Origin of the sequence: Synechococcus sp. MW101C3, assembly GCF_002252635.1 — a bacterium.
Classification (GTDB): Bacteria; Cyanobacteriota; Cyanobacteriia; order PCC-6307; family Cyanobiaceae; genus MW101C3.
Map to the genome: position 1 here is coordinate 134,906 of NZ_NQKX01000002.1, position 23,362 is coordinate 158,267.

Annotated in this window: 20 protein-coding genes and 2 pseudogenes; 9 read left to right on the forward strand and 13 right to left on the reverse strand. The window is 57.0% G+C overall.

Annotated features, from left to right (window positions below):
* Positions 1-72: 72 nt before the first annotated feature.
* Positions 73-375: a HigA family addiction module antitoxin gene (locus CJZ80_RS02985; protein WP_233132758.1), complete on the reverse strand. Its 303-nt coding sequence runs from the start codon at positions 373-375 to the stop codon at positions 73-75.
* A complete protein-coding gene (locus CJZ80_RS02990) occupies positions 362-640 on the reverse strand; it encodes a type II toxin-antitoxin system RelE/ParE family toxin (protein ID WP_094510598.1) in 279 nt (92 codons plus the stop codon). The genes CJZ80_RS02985 and CJZ80_RS02990 overlap by 14 nt, the downstream gene beginning before the upstream one ends.
* Before the next feature lie 72 nt (positions 641-712).
* On the opposite strand from CJZ80_RS02990, the gene CJZ80_RS02995 reads away from it, so the two are divergent.
* Positions 713-1,276, forward strand: a complete 564-nt coding sequence (locus tag CJZ80_RS02995; protein ID WP_094510599.1) for an HNH endonuclease — start codon at positions 713-715, stop codon at positions 1,274-1,276.
* Positions 1,249-1,575 (forward strand): HIT family protein, encoded by a 327-nt coding sequence (locus tag CJZ80_RS03000; protein WP_198948215.1) that lies wholly within the window; start codon positions 1,249-1,251, stop codon positions 1,573-1,575. The genes CJZ80_RS02995 and CJZ80_RS03000 overlap by 28 nt, the downstream gene beginning before the upstream one ends.
* Before the next feature lie 163 nt (positions 1,576-1,738).
* Here the strand turns inward: CJZ80_RS03000 and CJZ80_RS03005 are convergent, their stop codons facing one another.
* Positions 1,739-3,340, reverse strand: coding sequence for a phospholipase D-like domain-containing protein (locus tag CJZ80_RS03005; RefSeq protein WP_198948216.1), 1,602 nt, complete (start codon positions 3,338-3,340; stop codon positions 1,739-1,741).
* A gap of 202 nt (positions 3,341-3,542) precedes the next feature.
* Positions 3,543-3,998 (reverse strand): annotated as a pseudogene (locus tag CJZ80_RS15885) (tyrosine-type recombinase/integrase); the annotation flags it as partial.
* 112 nt (positions 3,999-4,110) lie between these two features.
* Here CJZ80_RS15885 and CJZ80_RS03015 point away from each other — a divergent pair.
* The gene (locus CJZ80_RS03015) at positions 4,111-5,046 is read left to right on the forward strand and encodes an HNH endonuclease (RefSeq protein ID WP_094510601.1); all 936 of its coding nucleotides are present in this window, start codon (positions 4,111-4,113) and stop codon (positions 5,044-5,046) included.
* Between the two features lie 11 nt (positions 5,047-5,057).
* Here the strand turns inward: CJZ80_RS03015 and CJZ80_RS03020 are convergent, their stop codons facing one another.
* From CJZ80_RS03020 to CJZ80_RS03055, 7 genes are all read right to left on the reverse strand, one after another.
* Entirely contained in the window at positions 5,058-5,264 is a 207-nt protein-coding gene (locus CJZ80_RS03020) for a hypothetical protein (protein WP_094510602.1), read from the reverse strand.
* Entirely contained in the window at positions 5,224-5,457 is a 234-nt protein-coding gene (locus CJZ80_RS03025) for a BrnT family toxin (RefSeq protein ID WP_369802988.1), read from the reverse strand. The genes CJZ80_RS03020 and CJZ80_RS03025 overlap by 41 nt, the downstream gene beginning before the upstream one ends.
* A gap of 742 nt (positions 5,458-6,199) precedes the next feature.
* Entirely contained in the window at positions 6,200-7,867 is a 1,668-nt protein-coding gene (locus CJZ80_RS03035) for an AAA family ATPase (protein WP_094510603.1), read from the reverse strand.
* Positions 7,864-11,742: an N-6 DNA methylase gene (locus CJZ80_RS03040; RefSeq protein ID WP_094510604.1), complete on the reverse strand. Its 3,879-nt coding sequence runs from the start codon at positions 11,740-11,742 to the stop codon at positions 7,864-7,866. Before CJZ80_RS03040 ends, CJZ80_RS03035 begins: the two co-directional genes overlap by 4 nt.
* A complete protein-coding gene (locus CJZ80_RS03045; RefSeq protein ID WP_198948218.1) occupies positions 11,739-15,056 on the reverse strand; it encodes a helicase-related protein in 3,318 nt (1,105 codons plus the stop codon). Before CJZ80_RS03045 ends, CJZ80_RS03040 begins: the two co-directional genes overlap by 4 nt.
* 173 nt (positions 15,057-15,229) lie before the next feature.
* Positions 15,230-15,610, reverse strand: coding sequence for a hypothetical protein (locus CJZ80_RS03050; protein WP_094510606.1), 381 nt, complete (start codon positions 15,608-15,610; stop codon positions 15,230-15,232).
* Entirely contained in the window at positions 15,607-16,065 is a 459-nt protein-coding gene (locus CJZ80_RS03055) for a hypothetical protein (RefSeq protein WP_094510607.1), read from the reverse strand. The genes CJZ80_RS03050 and CJZ80_RS03055 overlap by 4 nt, the downstream gene beginning before the upstream one ends.
* 127 nt (positions 16,066-16,192) lie before the next feature.
* Here CJZ80_RS03055 and CJZ80_RS03060 point away from each other — a divergent pair, with 127 nt between their 5' ends.
* The 4 genes and pseudogenes from CJZ80_RS03060 to CJZ80_RS15890 all read left to right on the forward strand — a co-directional run.
* On the forward strand, positions 16,193-18,397 hold the full coding sequence (locus tag CJZ80_RS03060; RefSeq protein ID WP_198948219.1) for a DUF3427 domain-containing protein: 2,205 nt from the start codon (positions 16,193-16,195) through the stop codon (positions 18,395-18,397).
* A 29-nt stretch (positions 18,398-18,426) separates the two neighbouring features.
* The gene (locus CJZ80_RS03065) at positions 18,427-18,753 is read left to right on the forward strand and encodes a nucleotidyltransferase family protein (RefSeq protein ID WP_094510609.1); all 327 of its coding nucleotides are present in this window, start codon (positions 18,427-18,429) and stop codon (positions 18,751-18,753) included.
* 37 nt (positions 18,754-18,790) lie between these two features.
* On the forward strand, positions 18,791-19,108 hold the full coding sequence (locus CJZ80_RS03070; RefSeq protein WP_144036887.1) for a DUF86 domain-containing protein: 318 nt from the start codon (positions 18,791-18,793) through the stop codon (positions 19,106-19,108).
* Positions 19,108-19,385: pseudogene (locus tag CJZ80_RS15890) on the forward strand (hypothetical protein); the annotation flags it as partial. The gene CJZ80_RS03070 and the pseudogene CJZ80_RS15890, both read left to right, overlap by 1 nt.
* 41 nt (positions 19,386-19,426) lie before the next feature.
* On the opposite strand, the gene CJZ80_RS03075 reads toward CJZ80_RS15890, so the two are convergent.
* Positions 19,427-19,855, reverse strand: a complete 429-nt coding sequence (locus tag CJZ80_RS03075) for a hypothetical protein (protein ID WP_144036888.1) — start codon at positions 19,853-19,855, stop codon at positions 19,427-19,429.
* Positions 19,856-19,983: 128 nt separating this feature from the next.
* Between CJZ80_RS03075 and CJZ80_RS03080 the strand changes: the two genes are divergently transcribed.
* Both CJZ80_RS03080 and CJZ80_RS03085 read left to right on the forward strand, forming a co-directional pair.
* Positions 19,984-20,247 carry a hypothetical protein gene (locus CJZ80_RS03080; RefSeq protein ID WP_233132759.1) on the forward strand — a complete coding sequence of 88 codons (264 nt, stop codon included), beginning with the start codon at positions 19,984-19,986 and terminating at the stop codon, positions 20,245-20,247.
* A 10-nt stretch (positions 20,248-20,257) separates the two neighbouring features.
* Positions 20,258-21,499 (forward strand): hypothetical protein, encoded by a 1,242-nt coding sequence (locus CJZ80_RS03085; RefSeq protein ID WP_094510613.1) that lies wholly within the window; start codon positions 20,258-20,260, stop codon positions 21,497-21,499.
* Positions 21,500-21,596: 97 nt separating this feature from the next.
* Here CJZ80_RS03085 and CJZ80_RS03090 read toward each other — a convergent pair whose 3' ends face one another.
* A complete protein-coding gene (locus CJZ80_RS03090) occupies positions 21,597-23,222 on the reverse strand; it encodes a YdiU family protein (RefSeq protein ID WP_369802982.1) in 1,626 nt (541 codons plus the stop codon).
* Positions 23,223-23,362 lie beyond the last annotated feature (140 nt).

Genomic DNA, 23,362 nt, shown 5'->3' on the forward strand with positions numbered 1-23,362 from the left:
ACCGTCGACCTGGTGGGCGTCGAGCAGCTGAGCGGCGGGCGGCATCTGCTGGCACTGAACCGCCAGGCCTGCTCACGCCATTGGTTGAATTGGCACGATTGCCGGCAGCACGGTTTCCAAGGCTTGCTTGGCCAGCTTCAAATCATGGCTGGCCTGCATCCGCAGCCAGAAGCCCTCGCTCAGGCCGAAGAAACAACAGAGGCGCAGGTCGGTATCGGCGGTGATCGCCCGCCGACCCTTCACGATCGCGTTGATGCGGCTCTCCGGCACGCTGATGGCCAGCGCCAATCGGTACTGGCTGATCCCCATCGGCTTGAGGAACTCCTCCAGCAGCACCTCGCCCGGGGGCACGAGCATCACGTCAGTGGTAGTCAACGATCTCGACCTCCTCTGGCCCGGCTTCCGTCCAGATGAAGCAGAGCCGGAACTGGTCGTTGATGCGGATGCTGTGCTGGCCATGGCGGTTCCCCCTGAGTGGCTCCAGGCGATTGCCTGGTGGAACTTGTAGATCGTTGAGGCAGGCGGCCGCATCGAGGATGGCGAGCTTCCGGAAAGCGACGCGAGCGAAGCTTCCAAAGCGGCGCCCCGGCTTGCCTTCAAAGAGGGCCTGGGTGTCGCGGCAACGAAACGACCTGATCACACCGTTACCTTACCCCCGCCGGACGTAGGCACGCCAGGCAGTGGTGCCGGGCGAAGGCGATCACGCGCTGACATGGCGGCCTGGCTTGCCTGTGTTCCTCCTCTTGCAAGTGCCACCCCCGTCACACCCCCGCCAGGATGCCCCCAGGCCCCCGCCCCAGCACAGGACATCGCCCGCCAGATCCTGGAAAGCGCATGCTGGGCCGGGTTCACCTTCAACGGCATCACCGCCTGTGGCGATGGCCACGACAGCCTGATCGGCGGCGACGAGCTGAGCGATGGCGAGCGCGACGCGCTGCTGGAGCTCTGCCGCCAGCGCCTCGATGCCTTCCGCGAGCAGCGCGGCGAAGAGGTGTTTGCCCACCGCAGCAGCCACCGCACCCCGATCAGCGGCTCGGTGAACTACAGAGTTCACCGATGCGCCCGGGGCCGCTGCGAGTGCTGCGGGGCCCATGAGCACCAGCGCGCCTTGGAGGTGGACCACATAGTGCCCAAAAATCAGGGCGCCTCCGACGCCATCAGCAACCTGCAGGCCCTCTGCTTCCGCTGCAACGCCGGCAAGCGCGACGGCTGTTTGCCTACGCAAGAGGGCGCACCGACTTCCGCGGCGTGCAGGCCAGCTACGGCCACCGCGTAGCGGGCTGTGCGTTCTGCTCGCTGGAGGGCAGCGGCCGGGTGCTGCTGGAGAACGAGTTGGCGTTCTGCATCGCCGATGCCTATCCCGTGAGCGAGGGGCACAGCCTGGTGATCCTGCGTCGTCATGGGGCCGATGGGCTGGAGCTGCACCAGCCGGAGTGGAACGCCGTGGTGGACCTGCTGAAGCTGCGGCGGGAGCAACTGAGTGCCCAGGACGCCACGATCAGTGGCTGGGCTGGTTTGCTCAACGCAAGAGGGGGGCTGAATTCAGACGAAGCGGCAGGGCTAACGGTGTTTTAGGCGCACTGGCATCTGATTCCGAGGCGCGAGGGGGATTGCGAGCAGCCACGGGGTGGGGTGCGGGGGGTGATTGCGGAGAAGCAGGGCTATTGAGACCGAGTTAATTCTCCGGTTCGACGGAGACCGCAATAAGCGTGAAACTGCCTAGACAGACAAGCGCAGACTATTGCGTGCGCGCGAAGTGTTTTCGCCTGGCCGAGCGCGGTGTGTTGCCGAAGGAGTCTCTCCACCAGTCGTCGGTTCGCAACGGCTTCGGAGGATCACTGGCATCGCGCAACTGGAGGGACTCACGAAAGGCGTGATGGCTGTACAGACGCATGAACTCGCCGATGTAGATATCCGCGATCCGTGTGTTACCACGCACGACAATCATGTTCTCGTCGTTCTTTAGAGTTGAGGCGTCGCTGAAGTTGGCCGAGCCGACGATGACGATTGGATCGTCGCTGAGCGGGTCAACGAGCATGAATTTGTTGTGGACGTAGCGTACGTTCGAATTCAAACCGGTTAGTCGCTCCTTGAGCCATCCGTCGATCATGCTCGTACGGATGAACTCCCCGACAGCGAAGACATTATCCGGCATGTTTCGCAGGTGCTGGATTTCCTGCTCCTCGGCATCCCTTTCAGGTCCGTCCTCCATCGGACGCGTCTTCTTCTCCATAAGCGCAAATCGGAGAGGAGCTGTCCCGGTCCGGTAGACATCCTTGAAGACATCGTGCATCCCGAAGGCGAATGTCATGAATAAGCTTTCAGTTGCGTCCCTGGCGCGATCCGCGTACCAGTTCAGGGCATCGAGGTTGCGGCGCGGGCTGAACAGTACCGTTGTCCCGACGGAAGGCTCCCCTCCGGGGAGCGGGGTCAAGGCCTCGACGCTTGTCTTGAGCGATGCAGCGGTCGGATCACTGGCAAGGAGTTTCCAGTAATCGAGGAAAACTTGCGAAACCGCCTGGTCCTCGACCACATGGGCCACGTTCGAGTGCCCGAAGATCCCTCCCTCGGAGAAGTTGGTGCCGCCGGTCCAAACTGACTGTGGCTGATCTTGATGAAGCTTTACGATGAACTTGTTATGTGAGATATACGACTTCGGCTGGGTTCGCTGGAAGCTGACCCCAGAGGCGTCGAGGCCTTTTGCCTGCACTGCTGCAATGTTCTTGGTCCGAGGATTCTCCTTCCGGGCGTCGTAGACGATCTGCACGTCCACACCCGAGTCAAGGACCTCCTTTACCACGTCGAGGAAACGGCCGTAGGAAAACTCGTACGCTGCGATGCGCAGCGCATCGACGCCGGGCCTGCAGGATCGGAGGAAAGCTTCGAGGGCTTCATTCAGCCCACGCGAGAGCCAATCGAATGCCTTGCGGTTGGGAACCTTGTCCGGCGCTCTGTCGCCAAAGCGGCGAACGTAGGCTTGCGATCCAGCGACGCCACGGTTGAAGTAGACGTCGTGATCGCCGGTCGCGGGATCCTCCGTGGTGACAGAGACAGCTGTTTCTGCAAAGAATGACAACGCTTGCGGCACTCCCTTCCTGGCCGTGACGGTATAGACATACTGGTGCCCCGGCTTGGCAGAATAATCTGCCCACTGGAAGCTCTGGATCGGGTGATCGAACGTCGAATAAGGCGAACCGGTGGGAAATCCCGGATCTGTCTCGGCGAACGCTTTCATCGCCGTCAGATAGCCCGCTTCGTTCTCCGTGAGATCGAAGCGGTGGATCGAGAACCCGAGGAGACCATCGCAATCGCCTTCCGGTAGATCAAAGCCAAGCAGCACGACGTACGTACCGGCGACGGCATAAACTGTAAGTCGGTCGTTTGAATTTGTGATTCGCATCGTATCCTCACAAGTTCGTAGAACTAAATATTGGAAAGTTTGCAGAACCACCCTCGCAGCCCTTTCGCATGCCGTGAACCACCTGTTCGTATTGCCACACAAGATCCGCTGGGCTACGTACCCTGAGAGGCCCACTGTCGAGCACGTGGGTATAGATCCTCGTGGTGATGACGTCCTTGTGGCTCAGCAGCTCTTCGATGGTACGGATGTCTTGCCCACTTTCAGCAGGTGCGTGGCAAAGGAGTGGCGGAAGGTATGGCTGCAGGTAGCCCTGGTCACCTCGGCTTCGGCCACGGCGCGATTCACTGCCTTCTTCACCACGCTCGGATCGAATTGACTACTGCCCTGGGTGCCTGAATCCCTTTCATGCCAATGGATCTGCTGGGGGAACACTCATTACCAGCACAATTCCCGGTTGCCACTTGGCTACTTGCGCAAGAGTGCATAGGGCATCAGCACCCGCCCCCACCCAGCGGCCAGATCACCCTGGTACAGGAGACGAACCCTCAGAAGCTGCTCCCGCATCGCCTGCCACCACGCTCTGCAGTAGTGGGCTCAGCAGGCCTATACCGCCCTTGGAGAGGCGCACAGTGCCCTCAGGTCACCTCGCCACCAGTTGGTGTGGGGCTGGACTCAGGTATCAACCACATCCCCACCTAAGCCTCCGGATTCAACAGGGGCTACAACAGAGGCGCCGCCGCCCCGCAGCCATGGCCTACTGGTGGGTGAACCACAAACAGACCTACCGGCAGGAGACCGACGGCGGCTACATCTGGTCGCCGAAGGCCAATGCCAACGGCGCCCGCAATGTGAGCTACGACAACCTCACCCGCTGCCAGCGGGGGGATGTGGTGTTCAGCTATGCCAACGGGCGGATCAGCCAGCTGGGCCTGGTGGACACGGCGGCTATCACGGCTACCAAGCCGCCGGAGTTCGGCTCAGCGGGGGAGAACTGGAGCCAGGAGGGCTGGCTGGTGCGGGTGAACTGGCAGCCGCTCCGCCAGGCCCTGGTCCCGCAGACGTTCTTTGAGCTGCTGCAGCCGCTGCTGCCGGAACGCCACAGCCCGATCAACACCAGCACAGGGAAGGGATTGCAGGGGGTGTACCTGGCGGGGCTCAGCGAAACCCTGGGGTTGTTGCTGCTGAAGCTGATTGAAGACCACGCCGATGCAGCGGTGCGGGTGCACCTGGTGGTGCTGGCAGAAGAGGGCGCCTACACCGCCGCCCTGCTCGATGACATGGAGCGGTTGCGGGAGGTGCCGAGCAGCACCGAACGCGATGCGCTCACCAAGGCGCGGCTGGGGCAGGGGTTGTTTCGCCATCGGGTGTCGGAGCTGGAGCCGGCCTGCCGGGTCACGGGTCTAGCGCGGCAGGAGTTTCTGGTGGCGAGCCACATCAAACCCTGGCGATCCTGCGACAACAGCGAGCGGCTGAGCGGATCCAATGGCCTGCTGCTCTCCCCCCATGTGGACAAGCTGTTTGATCGCCACTGGATCAGCTTCGATTCAGGTGGCGAGGTGATCTGGCAGCACGAGGCGGCCGGCGAGGCCTTGCGCTGCTGGGGCATCGAAGGGGCGAATCTGATCCGCCCGTTCAGCCGCGAGCAGGAGCAGTTTCTCAGCGCCCATCGCCAGGAGTTGCGCTGAGGTCGCCTGGCTCAAGCGGTCTGGGAAAGATCGACCACCACTGGCTGATCGGGCTGACCGGGGGTCCTGTTCACCGCATGGACGAGGTCCGCATCGGTGATCGCGGGGATCACCTCGTACTCCTCTGGTTGGATCACATGGGCATCCACACGCTGAAGATTGGAGCGAATGGGATCTTCAGGAGACGTAGTCACGAAAACGGCGTTGTTCTCTTGCATTGGCCTTTCGCATCGAGATGAAATGACGATCAAACGATCGCTTGGTGTATACGATGACGACGATTCGACCCTGAAGCAGGCCCAGGCACTCGATCCGTTCCTCACCATAATCCCTCCGGACATCCTGGAACTGCAGCGTGCGGCCGGCGAAGACACGCTCAGCATCGAAAAAATCCAGGTCGCGCTGGTCCAGAGCCTACTGGCGCTTAGCCGGGTCAAAGCCGATCACCGGGCAGGAAGCGCTGGTTGAACACCGCGAACGGCATGGGCCCTCAGCGGGGATTCCAGCACTCGCCGCCTGGGATCCGACGCCAGAACTGCATCTGTGGGTGGGGGGTGGTGCCGGGCACCAGCAGCACCTGATATCGGTACTCGGAATCAGCCGCCTACTCGGGGCTCTGGATTAGCCCCGCCTTGGGCTGCGTACTCACGAGGGCAACAAGGAAGGAGGCGGGTTGGGGGATTCGCGTAAGGCCTCCGGAAAATGCCAGGCAGCGCCGGTGGGGTAGCCATCGTGATACAGGAAAAGATGACACGGCGTAGTGCTGGGAAAACCACTGAAGATGGAGACAGACTGGGTGGCCTAGAGGGGGAGTTTGGGCGTTAATTCCAATACCAGCTGCGTATCAGAGCCGGATTCAGAAGCAACTCCTCCGCGCTTAGCAGCGCAGACTGGAGAAGGACGGCTATGACAGCTTTCTCCATTTCTCAGCGAAGGCGAATAAAGAGATGGGTCGCTTAGACAAAGTGATAGAGCCGCATAGCCGATTAAGTCCCTTCATCAGATCCGAGGAAAAGGTGATGATCCCTCGCATCATTATGATTAGAGGAAAACAATAAAAGCGTATACGCAAAAGAAGCAAGATCGACTGATCGGCAAGCCACAGCTCAATATGATCTTCGTTAGCGTGAGAACCAAGAACAGACTTCACGAGCTAAGGGATGCTCATCTCTAGCCTAACAAGAAGACTGAGGGCATTACGGACCTCATTTTCATAGAGCGGTAAATCACTGCCGTGGGCACCGGGGTTAAGAACACGCTCGGTAGTGTGTAGGATTTGTTCAATCAATTGGATATTATCCATCACCTTCCAGTTTTCATCTGTCAAAAGAGCACGAAGCTTTCTTCGCTGAGTCTTGAGTACACCTCTAGTTCCAGAATCAATCCCTGGTAGAGCGTCTATGTCGTCATCTGCATCTGGGACAAGGTGCCCTCGGATTTCAAGAGGTGCACCATTGATCACACTGAAATAGAGTTGCGCCGGGACTTTTTGCATTAGTCTGTTCTTGGCAGCGCGAAGGTTTTCCGTGAGGCTAAAGAACTCGCCAGGAGGAAGCCTGGTTTGTTCTGTCCATTCGCGGTAACGCTTTGCCATATCCTCCGCTGCCTTACGGAGGCAGATGGCGGCTTCGTCGAGGCAATGGCCATAGAGATAGTCCTCAGCCTTCTGCAAATAAGATTTCTCAGACACCCCTCTGATCTCACTAATGGGATCTCCGACGAGCCGAACGAGACTCCATTCGGGAAGGCACGGTCCGATCATTCGGCGGAACTCACGGAAGAATCCAAGGTCGTGGGTGAGGATGATTTTTTGATAGTTAGCAAAAGACTCGGCAAGCAGGATCTCGACTACTTTCATCCTGTTGCTCATGTCCAGACTCACAAGGAGGTCGTCAAGAACGAGTAGTTTCAGGTCGGATTCATGAAGATTGACAAGGGATGCGGCGAAACGCACTGAGAGTGCGAGCTGGGTTAGCTTGGCTTCATTCAGGAAGACTTGTGGACGTCTGATAGTGACTCCGTCCGCTTGGATGCCAAACTCAATTACTGGACTAGTAAATTGACAGTTACTCTTGGTTGTGCCTGTAAAGGATGGTGGAACTGTTACTTTGAGCTTTAGAGTAATTGGAGCCACATCACCTGCGGCGAAATGGGTGTCGTAGAAACGCTGTGCCTCAGCGCTTATGGAATCGACAATCTCAGTTAGAACCCCCGCAAAGGCTTCTGTATCCCTCTTAAAATCACGATAGGCGGAGGAACCTCTTGGCCCGCTTAAGCCTGAAGGATTCGGGTCACAGTCACGAATGCGGCTCCACATATCAAGCGGAGAAATGCCACCTGTGCTCACACAGAAGGGCAGAATCTCATTCTCAAAGAGTGGCCAGATATTGAACGTCTCGGAGTTACGAAAATGGGAGAAGCCGAAGAAAAATCGGTAGGTGATGAAGTCGCTGGCAAGATCACCTTTTAGGATGGCAGGCTGGTCATGCGTGCCGTGATCGGCCTGGCTGATGCGATAGGTAGTGTCGTTTCTTGTGATGCCATCTCGTAGAGTCAGGGCAATTTCAGCAGGCATGGGTGTTGCATCCGCCTGCTCATAGATATTGAGCAGATGCTCCTGTGCGGCGGGATCGAAGTACTTGGCGATCGAGTTCAACGGCTTCCGTGCACTTTGAAGGAAAGTGAAAAGTGCCCAGTAAAGGGAGGACTTACCGGCCCCATTCTCACCGTAAACGAGAAGGTGGCGGCCTTCCAGATTAAGAGTAAAGGACCTAAATGCCTTAAAGTTTCTAATGTTAATCGTATGGAGACGAGCCTTCATAGGCAGCCCTCTTTTTTGATGATAGCTAGAAGGTCAGGGCTGTCGACACTAAGGCGGAGAAGCCGACTGCGGATGGAGTGAGTCGGAGAGTTGAGAGTATTGTGCAAATTGGAAAGGAATCTACACTGTTCTGGCTCGCTGGCGGCGGGATCGTATGCAATGAGGTAAGGGGCAACAGTTTCGCAGAATAGGAGGTCACGCTCTGCCATGTGCTCACGGAAATAACACTCCATTACACAAGCATCAACGAGATCTTCAAGAAAAGGCCAAGCTCCGTTCAATAGAGATCCTTCAGCGGCATGTGCAATCTGAATCAAAGACACAATGGCTCCGATCAAGCCTTGCCGGCTGTCGGATTCCATAGGGATAGGAACTCTCAAAAGAGGTGCAGAATCAATCTGATAATTTAGACCCTGCATGCTACCACGATATCTAAGCCAATACCTAACGACCGAAGAATTAAGAACACCCGACAGAAAACGCATGTTAACTCTGGAAGTTTTCACCACATTCAGCGAAAGCATCACATAGGCAGGATCTTCCGTGTGAAAAAAGATTGGCCGAGAACTTTTTCGAGGTACAAGCAGTTTCTCACCACTTTTAAAGAATGACTCGTCCCTTGGCCAATGAAGATTATAGAATTGAATTCGGCCAGTCTTGTTTTCCCTGCGCTCCTCCATAATCTCTTTATATTTATGCAGATGAGAAACAATGGAAGGGGCATCCTCGGGATTAAAGGAGCCTTTTTTGGAATAGATCATGACAAGGTCTGATGGACGCTTTGCATATCTCTCAATATGAATCGGCTCGTACAATGGCTTTAGATACTTATGCTCCGATAAACTGATCCTCATGCGCTCTACATTATTCAGAACGAATACTCCATCTCCAATTTGAATTCCTCGATGGATAGCATTCTGCTCTCCTAATGTTTTGATATTCCGAGAGTTTATGCGATCTGGATTTGGGACTATACCCTGGGCAATCTCATGGTCCAAAAGTCGGAGTCTACGTCTTCCATCTATGATATCCAGAATTGAAGATTTGTCTGCGGAGTTTAGCAGAAGAGGCTGTCCGAGAAGATCACTCTTTACAATTTCAACTTCAAAGGTCTTCAGGTTGGGGCTTTCACCTTGCGACCCAGATTGCAGGATTGCTATATCATCTTTTGAGAAGGAACTTTTTGCCTTAGAAATAGATGCATAGTACCTGGACGGAGGCACTTCTTTCGAAAGAAACATCACCATGGTTTGAACACTTGCAGACTGAAAGATCATATAGTCTTGAAAGTCGATCAAGCTAATAATTCGAGCTTCATGCAGGATTTTAGATCTAAGATTAGACGCGCCTGAATTTGTTACCCAATTATTAGTAGCGATAAACGAGAGGATGCCACTGGCCTTTAAAAGATCTAGGCAAACATCAACGAACAAATACCAAACATCCATTTTGCCTTGATAGCAAGGCAAGTTTCGAAGACCGTCAAATCGATGTTTGTCGTTATTTTCCTTGAAATACGGCGGATTGCCAATGATAATATCAAATCCAGGTATCAACGTTCGACCAAACATCCAATGGGGATCAAAGAATGCGGCACTCAACTGAGGATTGAAGGGGTCCCAATCTGCAATAAGCTTTGCCTTGTCAGTAGCAATGAAACTATCAGCCAGAAGTCTTGCGAGTTCCAGTCGTAGCGATTTAATCTTCCTTTGAAGCGCAAGCTTTTGGTCACGCCGCTGAATAGAGAAGTGGCTATGGTATTGGGCTTCGATTTCACATTCAATGACGTTAATGCGGGGATCTACAATCAATGGCTGAGATAGAGATGGCAAGCCGACTAAGCTGTTTGCTGCGACAAACTTGGTTTCAAGGTTGGGTAGGGGTCGAATTCCGTGGTTCTTCGTCTTGTCGCGGTTAGTCCTTTGGTCACAAACCAGTGAGATGAAGAATCTAAGTTTAGTAATCTGAATCGCAATTGGTTGAATATCAACTCCGAATAGGCAATTCTCAATAAGATATAGTTTCCGCCCATAGTCGTCGTTGTTATCGTTGAATGCGCGTTCGAGCTCCTCACGCATAGGTGCAGAATCCAACTTGTCAAGTTGGGTCTGCTTCCAGCGGCTGTTCTCAGGATCTAGTTTACCGAGGACATAGACAAGCTTGTGCAGGGCTCCCATTGGGAAGGCGCCCGAACCACAGGCAGGGTCAAGGATTTTGACCTTATCTATGGCATCAATGAGTATGGCAACTTCGTTAGGATTAAAGGGATGCGGTTTCTCAGTGTAAGAAAACAAAAGGTCGAGTCTTGATCGCGCGTCGGCTTTAGACATGTCAGCTACCTGCACAAGATGCCGAAGCAGATGGGCTTTGAGTGACTCATCTACCATAAAGTCGACAATAGGGCGTGGGGTATAGAAAGAGCCTGTTTGCTTGCGGGCGGATGTTTTGGTTTCTTCGTTATACGAGGCAAGAAGATTTTCAAAGACTTTGCCGAGAAGTTCTGGGTCGAGAGCAATTTCCTGATCAATGGGTGTGTTTTCATCAATAGTGAACTTGTAGCGACTCAGAATGTTAACGAGGCCGGTTACGCGCTCGGCCTTACGCTTACTGTCGCCATAGGCAGTTGAAAGGTCTGCAGTTTCACCGCTGTCAAAGAAGAGCCGATCAGGCATGGACGGGCGCTTCTTGGGGTTGCGTGAGAATCCATCCAAGTAGAGCTTTTTCTGAGTGGTGTCCTCGGTGCGGTCAAGACACTCGAAGAGGCCGCCATTGAGGAATGGGATGTCGGCGAAGTGTGTCAGCGCGGTGTCAGGCTCCTCTTGAAAGAGTGCTTCGTAGCGGAAAAGGTTGTTGACGTCGTAGGTTGTGCGGTTGTTACGGAATCCTTCATCAGTCGCGAAGAAGCGGTAGGGCTTTCCCTTGCTGTCCCTGCCCATGCGCTGGTTAAGGGTTGCAAAGAAAAGATTTTGCAGAATTGCCTGGTAAAAGACGGAGCGTGTTTCGCTTTCGGGATCGAAATCCTTGAGAATGTTCGAGAGGTCGGTTGGATTGAAAAGCTTTTCGGGGATGAGGCCCTTTTCTTTGAGAAACCAACAGAAGAGTAGGCGCGTAAGTAGACGGATAAGACCGGTTGCACGGCGTTTCTCGGAGTCAGGCTCAAGATCAGGAGGGAACTCGACCTGTGGAAGAGCCCAAAAGTACCAGTTAGCCAATTCTCGATAGAAGCGCTCATTAAGCAGTTCAACGTTGAAGATCTGCTCCCAAGCAGCGTGAAGGGTGTCAAAGTCTGCAATTGGCTTCTTTTGCGGGTGCTTGAGTTCTGCCAGTGCCAACGAAGCGAGGATATCGAGATGGCCTCGGTGGGGGTTAGAGTAAGCAATATCTCGGATTAGCGTTGCTCTTTCAAGGACATCCCTATCGGGATCATTTTTGCTTCGACGTCGGTTGATGACCGCGATGGTCAGCAACTCTCCATGCTTGAAGATCACCATGACCGGCATGGGAAAAAGTAGATTGATCTGCCGCGTGATCGCCGATAGTTTTCCACGGGCATACTCTTTATCCTTAAGCTCAATAGCGATGAATACGTAGGATTTCAATAGGCCGCGTTGCACCGAGTCATCTGTGAAGATGCTGGATTGTCCGCAGAGTTCTTGATCGGTAAGCTGAAACAAAAGATCAGCAGACTTCCACTCTGAAAAGAGTGCCTTTGCCTGGTTAAAGGATCGTCCACCAACAAAGTCATCGAGGAAATCCTGCGGCGTGGACCCTGCACCGACTAAGAATTTTTCGCTTTTGTACCCCAACTTCCTAAGTAGTTCCCGAGCGGCAACCTTGAGTGGCAGACTGTTGAAATTAGCTAATTCTGATTTCATGGTGCTTTGATGACCAGCCAAGTCACGATCTCTAGGTCAGTCTTGCTGTGTACTTGATCCTGAGCATTGGGAAGAACAAAGCTACGGTCGGCCTGAAGACTTGATGCGGCTCTTTTACGGTAGGTTGCCGCAATAGAATCAACTGCTCTATGAAGGAGTGTGTCATACGCCTTCATCTCATTACCGTGATTAGTCTCCAGGTCGAAGATGTTACAAAGCTGGGTATATGGAACCGTCTTCTCGGAACAGAGGATGCGATAGATGTCAAGTATCTGCTTTGTGCTTGCGAAGCCGTAGCGGACGTTACCGTCATCTAGTATGTATACGAGGAAGTGGGGGTGAAGCGGATTGATGCCATCAATAAGCGAAGGCGTTGAATCGAGATCGGCTCCGCCTTGGACTTTCTGTCTGAAGCAGAAGATGACTCCGGGGCCAATGATCTTGTACTCAGCGTTTGGCGGAACACAAGTGTAGAGACCAAATGGCGCGGCATCTAAGGCGGCTTTGTTAGCCTCGATGTATTTGAGCAGCTCGAGGCGAAAGTCATCGAGAGTGAATTCTGTTAGAGAGACACTGTCTCCGAGGTCATCGAGATCGAGAACTTCGTCTTTAAGCCTAAGTAGCTGCTTGTCTCGATAGCGGAGATCTTCAGAGATAATATCTTCGATTTCTTCGTTTTGGAGAACGTTGTCCTCGAAAGTTGCAGAAAGGTCGACAAGAGCCATGCGAGCTTCGACGCGGTTCTTGAGGTTTATGTACTTATTAAGATCTTCGGTGGGCCAAAAATTGACGAGGTGAACACTTGGGTTGACACTACCTATGCGGTCAATACGGCCAAATCGCTGAATAATCCGGACGGGATTCCAGTGAATATCGTAATTGATTAGATAATCGCAGTCTTGAAGATTTTGACCTTCACTTATGCAGTCAGTGGCGATAAGAAGTTCGATTTCTTCCGTCTGAGGCATAGAAGGGATCTTGGCCCGATTCTTGGCGCGCGGTGAAAAGTTGGTGAGAATCTGATCGTATGATCGTTCTCCGAAAGTTGTGCGGGTATCTCCGCCTCCACAAACAAGCGCCATGTGAATACCTAGTTCCTTGCTGGCCCAAGACAGGAGCGCATGATATAGATAAGTGGCGGTATCTGCAAAAGCAGTAAATACAAGAACTTTTCGGTTTGGCTCTCCAAGCTTGTTAATCGATGGCTTGGAGATCTTCGCAGCGATAAGCTTCTTCAATTCTGCAAGCTTGGCATCAGTCTCGGGTGTAACCCCCTTAGCGGCATTGTACAAAGTAAGAAGTTGGTCCTTGTCATTCTTCAGTGCTTTAAGCCATCCATCATCTCCATCAAGCTGGAGATGACTTAGATGGAACTTAAGATTATTCCCAACCTGTGAGGCATCTTCTAGCTCCTCATCGTGGCCTGGGTCGTCAATTTCAATTTCGATTTCATCGAGTTCGCCTTTTTGCCTCTGCAAAGCTTGAAAAGTATCGATCTTTTTCTCGAGATCTTCAATCTTAGATATAGTGCGTTCTATCGTAATCTCGAACGACTTCACGGAGCTTTCGAGGCGCTTAAGAAAGTTAACCTTCATCATGCCTATAAGGTGATTCTCTCTCATCGCCTGAGTGATGTTTGAGGTACCCCTATTCTCGTATTCTGCCTTGTGATGTTCCAGCACGTATCTGGAGGGATTATATAGGGAAAGGGTATAGGCATCTATCTCATCATTCAGCTTGTCGTATGAGAGGAAGCGGCCTTTAAGATGGATTTCAGGATAGACAGAAATTGGCTGCTCGCGCTTAGGAAAACCACCAAGCTGGGCTATAGTGGCCTTATAGTACTTCAAAATGTGTTTCCTTGAGCGCGCGATTGTCAGTTCATCGAGGAGTTTGAAGAATCCCGTGTTGAGCTTCTCAAGTAGTTCACCAGTCTTACGCTCATAGGTTTGCTTCTTTGCCCAAGTAGTAAAGGTCTTCTGAGCCGCTGCAAGGGTTTCTCTTAGGCTAGCGACGCCGATAGATTCTGAAAACGCATCATCACGATTCTCTGTAATAAAGTAGATTTGATTTCGAAGATCTTTAAGGTCGTTGTTAACGGGTGTTGCGGAAAGTAAAAGGACCTTGGTGCGGACACCGGAGTTGATAATGTCACCCATTAGGCGTTGGTAGCGGCTCTTACGGACAATATTTCCCAAATCATCTTTTCGTCCAATTGTATTATTCCTGAAGTTGTGCGATTCGTCAATGACGATCAAATCATAGTTACCCCAGTTCAATGTCGCAAGATTGATATCTCCGGAGTAGCCCGTCTCTCGGCTTAGGTCGGTATGCGAAACGACATCGTAGCGAAAGCGGTCTTCTAGAAAAGGATTAAGAAAGCTATTAGCTTTGAACACCGTCCAATTTTCGCGAAGCTTCTTTGGGCAAAGAACAAGAACACGCTCATTTTTCAATTCAAAATACTTAATGACCGCTAGCGCCTCGTAGGTTTTACCCAAACCGACGCTATCAGCAATTATGCAACCATTGTGTGAGAGTATTTTATTGATTGCACCTTTGGCCCCGTCCTTCTGAAACTCGAACAGCGTTTTCCATATTCCAGTCTCAAATAAGCTAGTCTTGCTTAGATCGATATCAGTCTTCCCAGCGTCACTAAGAAACTTTTCGAAGATATGAAAGAGTGTTTTATAGTATATAAACTCTGGAGTGTTGTTCTCGTAGAGCTGTTTGAGATAGTTGAGCACATCCTGCTTTACATCTTTCACTAGTGTCTCGTTTGCCCAAAGCTCATCGAACCACTGCTTAAGCTCATGCCTATCACGGTTGCTATCTACGATGAGGTTTAACTCGACATTGTTGCTATCTTTGCTAAGGCCCAATCCTCTTACGGTAAAGTTGGAACTGCCGAGGATAGCTTCTTCAACGCCAGCAGTTGCAACGTGATACATTTTTCCATGCAGTAGATTAGATTGCTTGATTGTTTTGATGTCAACCTTTCGCTCAATCCAGTCAGCGCATAACTTTGCAACACGTTTCTGCTGGAGTTTGCTGGAAAGCTCTAAGCCTTCATTGTCTATGATGAAGGCTTTTTTCTCGATTTTACTTGGATCCAGACGATTCACAAAGGATGGCTCACCAAAAAGGAAATCAAGATGTTCGATGCATTCAAGTTCCGCCTTGAGCGCATCGTAGGCGTAGATGGTGAAGTAAGCAGATACGATTGATAGGTTAGATCCGCTCTGAATTTTCGTACGCAAAAAATCTGCGACCGTTCCCCTGGAATGGTTGTCACGTAGACCAGAGTTATTCACGTCACTAGGCATGTTCACTGGTAGATCGGGAGTATTGGGGAGTGATAGCTGACACTATTGGTGGGCATTCTACTCATATGTTTCTCTGGTTGGGTCTGCAACCCTTTCATTAGAGTCGCAATCAACGTGTCGATTGGGTGTCGGGTGACGCAGTCCTCATATATAGCCATCTCCTACCCCTCCTCCTGCAGCTGTCGCACCAGCGCAATCAACTCCTTCTTGGTGAAACTCTCCAACGGCGGCGGTGGTGGGGTCACCCCATGGCTTTCCAGCAGTTGGGCGAGAGCAGCTTTTTGCAACTTGGAGTAACCCTTGATGCCGTGCTCTTTGCACAGTCGCTTGAGCCTGGTCGCGGGTTGCTGCAGAAAACTCCCCTTGCCCAGCAAGGCTTTCGGGTCTTGGGTTCCCGCAGAATGGGGATCCTGGAGGTCGAGGAGGGCAGCGCTGAAGCGCTGCAGATGGTCCGCCACCCGGCGGTACACCCGGGCATCGGTGCCCGCCAGCTCCCTGTTGGTCTGCTCCAGCAAATCAGCGATCGTCGGGCCCGCGCTCATCGCTTTCCGCCGAGCTGGCTGACGGAAGTTCCGGCCTCCGCCGCATCTGCCGCCAGCGCAACGGCCTTGGCCTTCACCTGGCGCCAGCGCGTGGCCTGCTGAACCAACCGGCGGAACATCTCCACAAGCCAGAAGCCGCTTTGGCGCTCGCTCTCGTCGATCAGGGCCACCATTGCATCGCCCGTTTCCTCCAGCTCGCGGATCACGCTGCCGAGCTTGGCGTTGAGAGCATGAAGCCGGGCCTTGGCCCGGGCCTCATCGGCCAGATCCGCCTCCAGCTCCACCAACTCCCGCTGCAGCTCGGCGATCACCACCCCCCGCCGGTCGCTCTGTGCCTTGAGGATGCCCCGGGAGCGGTTGGCAGACACCAGGGCCGCCCGGCAGTCCTGGTAGGTGCCCTCTAGAGCCTCTGGATCTGGCGTGATTGGGAATTCACTGGCCGAGCGGAGCGGCATCGGGACTCGAATGGCTGACTCAAGGATTGCCGATTTTGAGCCGTTTTGGCTGGGCCACATGGGGGAAGGGGTGATCAGGGCTTCCGTAGGGAGTCCGCTGGTATCTGCCGCCACATCAAGACAGCCTTTGCAGCAGCACTTCCGCCCCTACGCCTACCAGCAGGAGATCCTCGACAAGCTGACGGCCGAGCGCAGCCTCCATGGCCGCTGGCGCAACCTGGTGGTGGCCGCCACCGGCACGGGCAAAACTGTGATCGCCGCCCTCGATTACGCCCGCCAGGGCGGTCCGGGTCACCCGAGCCTGCTGTTCGTGGCCCACCGGCGCGAGATCCTGCAGCAGAGCCTCGCCACCCTCCGCCAGGTGCTGCGCGATTGCTCCTTCGGCGAGCTGCTGGTGGATGGCCAGCGCCCCAGCCAGTGGCGCCATGTGTTCGCCTCGGTGCAATCGCTCGCTGGGCTGGATCCGGCGGACCTGGCGCCGGACACGTTCGACGTGGTGATCGTCGATGAATTCCACCACGCCGCCTCCGCCAGCTACGAGCGCTGGCTGCGCCACCTGGCGCCCGTCCTGCTGCTGGGCCTCACCGCCACCCCCGAGCGCACCGGCGGCGAGGACATCCTCCATTGGTTCGATGGCCGCATCGCCGCTGAGCTGCGCCTCTGGAGCGCCTTGGAGCAGGGCCTGCTGTGCCCCTTCCACTACTTCGGCCTCCACGACGGCACCGATCTTTCGCAAATCGAATGGCGCCGCAACGGCTATGCCACAGAAGCCCTCACCAACCTCTACACCGCCGACGACGCCCGCCTGCGCCTGATCCTGCGCGAACTGGGAGACAAGGTCACCAACCTGGATTCGATGCGGGCCCTGGGCTTCTGCGTGAGCGTGGAGCACGCCCATTGGATGGCCCGCAAGTTCGTGGCCGCCGGCCTGCGCGCCGCTGCCCTCGATGCCTCCAGCCCCCGGGAGCAGCGCGCCGAGCAGATCCGCCGCCTGCGCTCCGGCGAGCTGCAAATCCTGTTCGCCGTCGATCTGTTCAACGAAGGCCTCGACATCCCCGAGATCGACACGGTGCTGTTCCTGCGCCCCACCGAGAGCGCCATCGTGTTCCTGCAGCAGCTCGGCCGGGGTCTGCGCCTCTGCCGGGGCAAGAGCTGCCTCACGGTGCTGGACTTCATCGGCCAGGCGCACCGGAACTTCCGCTTCGACCTTCGCTACCGCGCCCTGCTCGGCGGCACGCGCGACCAGCTGGAACAGCAGATCAACGACGGGTTTCCCTTCCTGCCGGCCGGCTGCAGCCTGCAGCTCGATCGGGTGTCCAGCGAGCGGGTGCTTGCCAATTTGCGCGAGTCGCTGCCCAGCCGTCGGCCCGAGTTGCTCAAGGAAGCCCGCCGCCTCGGGCGCTGTTCGCTGGCGGCGTTGCTGGAGGGGCTGGGGATGGAGCTGGGGGAGTTTTACAAGGTGGCGGGCTCTTGGGCGTTGCTGCAGCGGGAGTTGGGGTGGGTGGCGGCGGGGGCGGCCACCGGCGATGAGGAGCGGCTGGGGCGGGGGATCGCTGGCGGCCTGCTGCATCTCGATGACCCGGAGCGGTTGCGTTGGCTGATGGATCAGCTGCAGCGACCCGTGGCGCCCGATCCGGCGGCTTTGGATCCTGAGGCCGAGCGCCGCTGGCGGATGCTGATGGCCCAGCTGTGGGGCAGCGGCCGCCAGCACCTGCCCCTGGCAGAGGCGTTGGTGCGGCTCTGGGCCGCCCCGGCCATCCGCGCCGAGCTGGTGGAGCTGTTCGCGCTGCTGCTGGAGCGCACCGATCACCTGGTGGCGCCCCTCGCCTGGCCCTTTCTTGCCGATGGCGAACCAACCCCGTCGGTGCCGCTTGGCCTACACGGCCGCTACTCCCGCGCCGAGGTGTTCGCCGCCTTTGGGCTGCTGAACGAGGCCCGACCCTTCCCCGGCCGTGAGGGGGTGTTTTTCGATGAGGCCACCTGCTGCGACGTCTTCTTCATCACGCTCAAGAAGAGTGAGCGGTTGTTCTCCCCTACCACCCGGTACAACGACTACGCCATCTCCCCGTGGGAGCTCCACTGGGAGAGCCAGAGCAACACGCGGGAAACCTCATCCACGGGGCAGAGATACATCCACCACGTTGAGCGCGGCAGTCGGGTGATGGTGTTTGTGCGGGAGGAGAACAAGCGCGGCGGGGCGACGCTGCCGTTCCTGTTCCTGGGGTTCGCGGATTACGTGAGCCACCAGGGCGAGCGGCCGATGGCGATCCGCTGGCGGCTGCAGCGGGCGATTCCGGCGGCGTTCGTGCCGGAGTTGGCGTTGGCGGTGTGAGGGACTGAAAGGTCCATTAACCTGACCCCATGGACACGGTTGCCCCGCTGCTGCCCTTACTGGCCGATCGGTTGGAGCCGCTCAGGCACCTCTGCAACCGCTATGGCGTGGATCGGCTCGAAGTGTTCGGCTCGGCGGCGAAGGGCCTGTTCGACCCCGCCAGCAGTGACCTGGACTTCATCGTGCAGATGACAGGCCAACGGGAGCCTGGCTACGCCCGACGCTTCTGTTCCTTCGCCGATGAATTGGAAGCCCTCTTCGGCCGTCCGGTCGATCTCTTGACGGAATCCATGATCCACAATCCCTATTTCCGGAAGGACGTGGACGCCTCACGCCGGCTTCTCCTGGAACTCTGACAGGCGAAGGGAGGCGCTGAAACGCCTGCTTGACGCCTTGGAGGCAATCGAAGCAATTGAACGCTTCATCGAGAACTGCACGCTTGACCACTACCTTGACGATGAGCTGATCCAATCAGCTGTGGAGCGCAAATTCGAAATCATCGGAGAGGCTCTCAAGCGAGCACTTGAAGCCGATCCAAGTGTGCTCGTGATCATTCCAGATGTACGCCGCATCGTTGGATTACGGAACAGAATCATCCATGTGCACGAAGCCGTGGATCAGCTGATTCTCTGGGATTCGATCCAGAATGACCTGCCTGGCCTGAGATGCTCTCTCATGGCAGCGTTGGACAAGGATCCTCCCACCACTTAGCCATTGCCACTCTCACCGCCGACGCCCTGTGCATCCACCGCGAAGGCGTGATCTGGCACCGGACCTGCGCGACCGACCTACTGTTCATCACCCTGCGCAAAAGCTAAGCCCTCTTCTTACCCTCCACCCGCTACCGCGACCTGGCCCTTGGCCCCTCTCGGTTCCATTGGCAGAGCCAGAGCACCGGCAGGAGGCCGGCCGGGCCGGGGGTGTCACCGAGCCGTTCCGGTGTCTGGGGTTTGCCCGCGATCAGAGCCACGAGGGTGAACGGCCGCTTGGCCACCCGCCAACGCCGTGATCGCCGGGAAGGTGAAGCCCCTACTCAGCCTCGGTAGAGGCCTCAGGAACATCATCGAGCTTCTGGCAGACACCCTTTGAGTTCCACTTGGCGGGTTCACGATCGGTGAACGAACCGGTTTCACCCTTGTAGCTGAGGTTTTGGAGATCGACGGTGTTGGTCTCCCACTCCATCTGGGGGCGATACCGTTTGACCTCCCAGTGAACCTCCTGCGAGGTGATCCTCACGAGCGTCTCATCCACCAGACCTCGCGCAGCCGGATCTGGGATGTCGGAGTTCCAGAAGGTGTTCGTCCTGTCCAACGTACGGGGATCCAGTTCCTGTACTTGTTGCTGGCGGGGATTGACGCGGACGGTCTTCAGCGAACCTTCCTCGAGCTGGCAACGCAGCAGAAAGGGCTTCGGCTTCAGGAGATGCTCACAGCCAGCGAGAAAGAAGGCCAGTGTCATCATCACCAGGTGCCGTGTGCAGAGTGGGAGCATCAGTGAAGGGCCCAACGCTGAATCCAGATCCAGACCAGCAGCATGACGTTCTCGACGGAGTGTCAGAACACCCCCATAGCACCGCCATGCTGCAGGTGTCCTCCTTCGCCACCAAGGTGTTCACGAACCGCATCAACCAACCGCAGACATCAACCAGCTCAGCGATAACCCCCGTGTGGCTGCCGCCCTGCTTGCAGCTGGGGGTGGTGTTGCTGTCGTTCCTGTTTGTTGGCCCGTGGGGTTGGGCGCGTGCCGGGCAGCATCATCGTTCCCACTGGAACTCCGCGGCGGTGCTGATGCTCGGTTCCATCCTCCACTGCCACAACCTCGGTGATCCGTCTCACTGCAGCTCAACCTGAGCTATTGCGGTTGCTGGGGGAGCGCGGTGGGGCGCTCACAGCCGGAGAGGCGGCATCCCGCACGGGCCTCTCCCTGGAGCTGATGGAGCGCCAGCTGCTGGAGCTGGCGGTAGCCGCTGGGGCGTCTCTGCGGGTGAGCAACGACGGCAGCGTGGCTTATCACTTCCCACGCCATCTTTGGCGAAGGTTGCTGGCGCGTTCCTGGCGGTTGCGGTTGGGGGTCACGCTCGGCTGGCTCTGGCGGCAGTCCACCCGGCTGGTCCGCCTTGTGATCGGCACGCTCCTGACGTTGCTGGCGTTGCTGCTGGTCACTGGCCTGATGGTGACCGGCCGGATTCCGGCCTCCGCGGAGTTCCTCAAAGCCATGGCTGGTCTGCTGCTGCACGTTGTGCTGGGCGTGGGCGACAGCGTGGCCGGCCTCGCCAGGGGCCACCGCCGTCAGGATGATGATCCGGTCGCCTTGCAACGGCAGAAAGCCATCCAGGACGACCTGGAGCTTCTGGAGTCGCTGTTTTCGGTGCTCTTCGGCGATGGCGATCCCAACCGCAACCTGGAGCAGCGGCGTTGGCGCCGCATCGGCTGCTTCATCGCCCATCGTGGTGGAGCCGTGATTGCCGAGGATCTGGCCCCTCTGCTGGATCTGCCCCGCCGGCCCGCCGACGGAGAACGGGCCGGTGAGATCGCCGATGCCGCGATGCTGCCGGTGCTGCTGCGCTTCGATGGCCGCCCGGAGGTGAGTGAACAGGGCGAGTTTGCCTATCACTTCCCGAGCCTGCAGGTGTGCTCCGGGCTCGCCAAGCCTGCACACGGCCGTGGCCAGGCCCTTGCTGCGGATCGCCCCTCACCACCGCTGCGGGAGCGGCGGTGTGTCTTCAGCCGGGCAAGCTCGGACGTGCGCTGGGCCTACGCCGTGCTCAGTGGCGCCCTGCTTCTGCTCGCCCCGATGCTGTTCGATATCCTTCGGCCCACGCCGCCCCTGCTGGCGGGCCTGGCCTGGTTCAGCATCGGTTACGCCCTTCTGCTGATCGCGATCCCGCTGCTGCGGCTGGCGGCCCTGCGCTGGCGCAACCGCCCCATTGAGGAGCGCAACAGTCTTCGCACCGGCTGGGCGCGCAGCGCCAGCTCCCCCACTCAGCGCCTCGACCGCAAACGATCCTTCGCCCGCCGCTTCGCCCGCCACCGGCACCTCGGCACAGACGGCTTGGCCTACACGACCGAGAAGGGAATGCTTGAGCAGGAGATTGAGTCCTGATCGCTGCTCAGCATCACCTTGGCGAAGCTCCGCGGGAAGGCGCACGGACTCGCTGTTGCCCCGCATGGACACACGGCTGGGTGTGGACAGGTTCGGCTCAGGACGAGCAGCTGTAGTGGGACACTCCTCCGGCATTGAAGAACTCCCTGGGCTTGAGGCGGTCGTAGGTGGCCGCCAGTTCCGGGCTCAACTCTGCGTAGGGATGGCGGAACACCGCCTGCAACTCCTGGATCGCTGTGGTGTCGCCTTCGGCAGCCTGTTGATAAGCCGGTGCGATCAGCCATTCACGCCAGGTCACTGCAGGGTTCACACGCTTCATCGCTGCAGATGTCTCGTTGAGGTTGCCATTGGCCGTGATCTGAGCACGCCAGCGTTGCAACCACTGCGTCCATTGCGCATCGAGCTCATCTGAATTCGGCAGGTAGAAGCTCTCATTCAGAGCGGAGAGTTGCTCGGGGATGGCAGACAGCCTGCGGAAAAAGATCGTGTAGTCGACCTTGGAGTGCACCATCAGTTGCAGCAGCTCGTTCACCAACGTGGCGTCGTAGGAGATCAGGCCAAGCTTGCTGGCCCACATCGCCTCGAGCTCCTGCTGCATCGCTTCGGCGAAGCCGTCGCGGATCTGATCCAGCCTGGCCAGCGCCTCCGTGTTGTCCTCGAGCAGTGGCCGCAGGGCGGACCAGAACATCTGGAAGTTGGCTTCAGCCGCTGCCGGTTGATTGAAGAAGCTGAAATGCTCGCCGCCGCCGGTCCAGGGTTGAAATCTGGGATCGAACAGTTCACAGAAGCCGAAGGGCCCGTAGTCGAGGGTGTAGCCGCCTGCCGCGCAGTTGTCGCTGTTGAAATTGCCCTGGCAGTAGCCCACGCGGATCCAGTTCGCCACCAGTGAAGTGAGCCGCGCGCGGAACAATCCCGCCAGCTCCAGCACCTGGTCGCTGAATTCCAGAGCCGGTTCAATCTCCTGCCGGTAGTTGCGCTCGATCAAGTGGGCCACGATCATCCGCAGCTCGTTGAGCGCCTCCGGATGGGCCTGGCGGCGGGTGCGGCGGGCGAACAGCTCCAGCTGGCCCACCCGCAGGAAGGAGGGCGCCACGCGGGTGGTGATCGCTGCCGGGTTGTTCACCAGGATGTCGGGATCGAACGAGCGCGAGTTCGGGGAATACCAGGGCCGGCGCACGGTTTCGGATCGCGATGCATAAAGCGTGAGGGAGCGGGAGGTGGGCAACCCCAGGGCGTGCATGAACTCCTGCGCCAGAAATTCGCGCACGCTGGAGCGCAGCACGGCGCGGCCATCGGCGCCACGGCAATAGGGCGTGGGCCCACCGCCTTTCAGCTGCATCTCCCAACGCCGGCCGTTGAAGACGCCTTCGAACACGGAAAGGGCCCGGCCATCGCCGTAGCCGTTGCCGGTGCCGAACGGGCACTGCTGGATGTATTCGCTGCCGTAGATCGAGAGGGCATAACCGGTGGCCCAGCCGTAGGGCCGCATCGGCTCTGTGGCCACGCTGATGTCGCCGGAAAACAGCCGCCGGAACTGGTCGTCGCGGACCAGTGAGTCGCTCAGGCCCAGCTCGTGGAAGAGGGTGCTGCTGTGTGCCACCAGCTCTGGCGCTGGAAGCGGCGTGGGCGTGACCGGCACGTAATGACCGGAGAACACCTGACGGGGCTGGTGATCAACGCCATCGACCGTGGCCTGCGGGTCCGCGCACAGCGAATCCAGCAACGAATAGTCGGCCCGTTGCGCGAACGCCGCGAACGTGGTGGTTGTCGGCTCAGCTGTCGTCGGCGCTGGTGCCGCGGCTGGTGCGGGCTCTGTTGACGGCGCGGATATCGGCACGGATGACGGCACGGAACGTTCGGGTT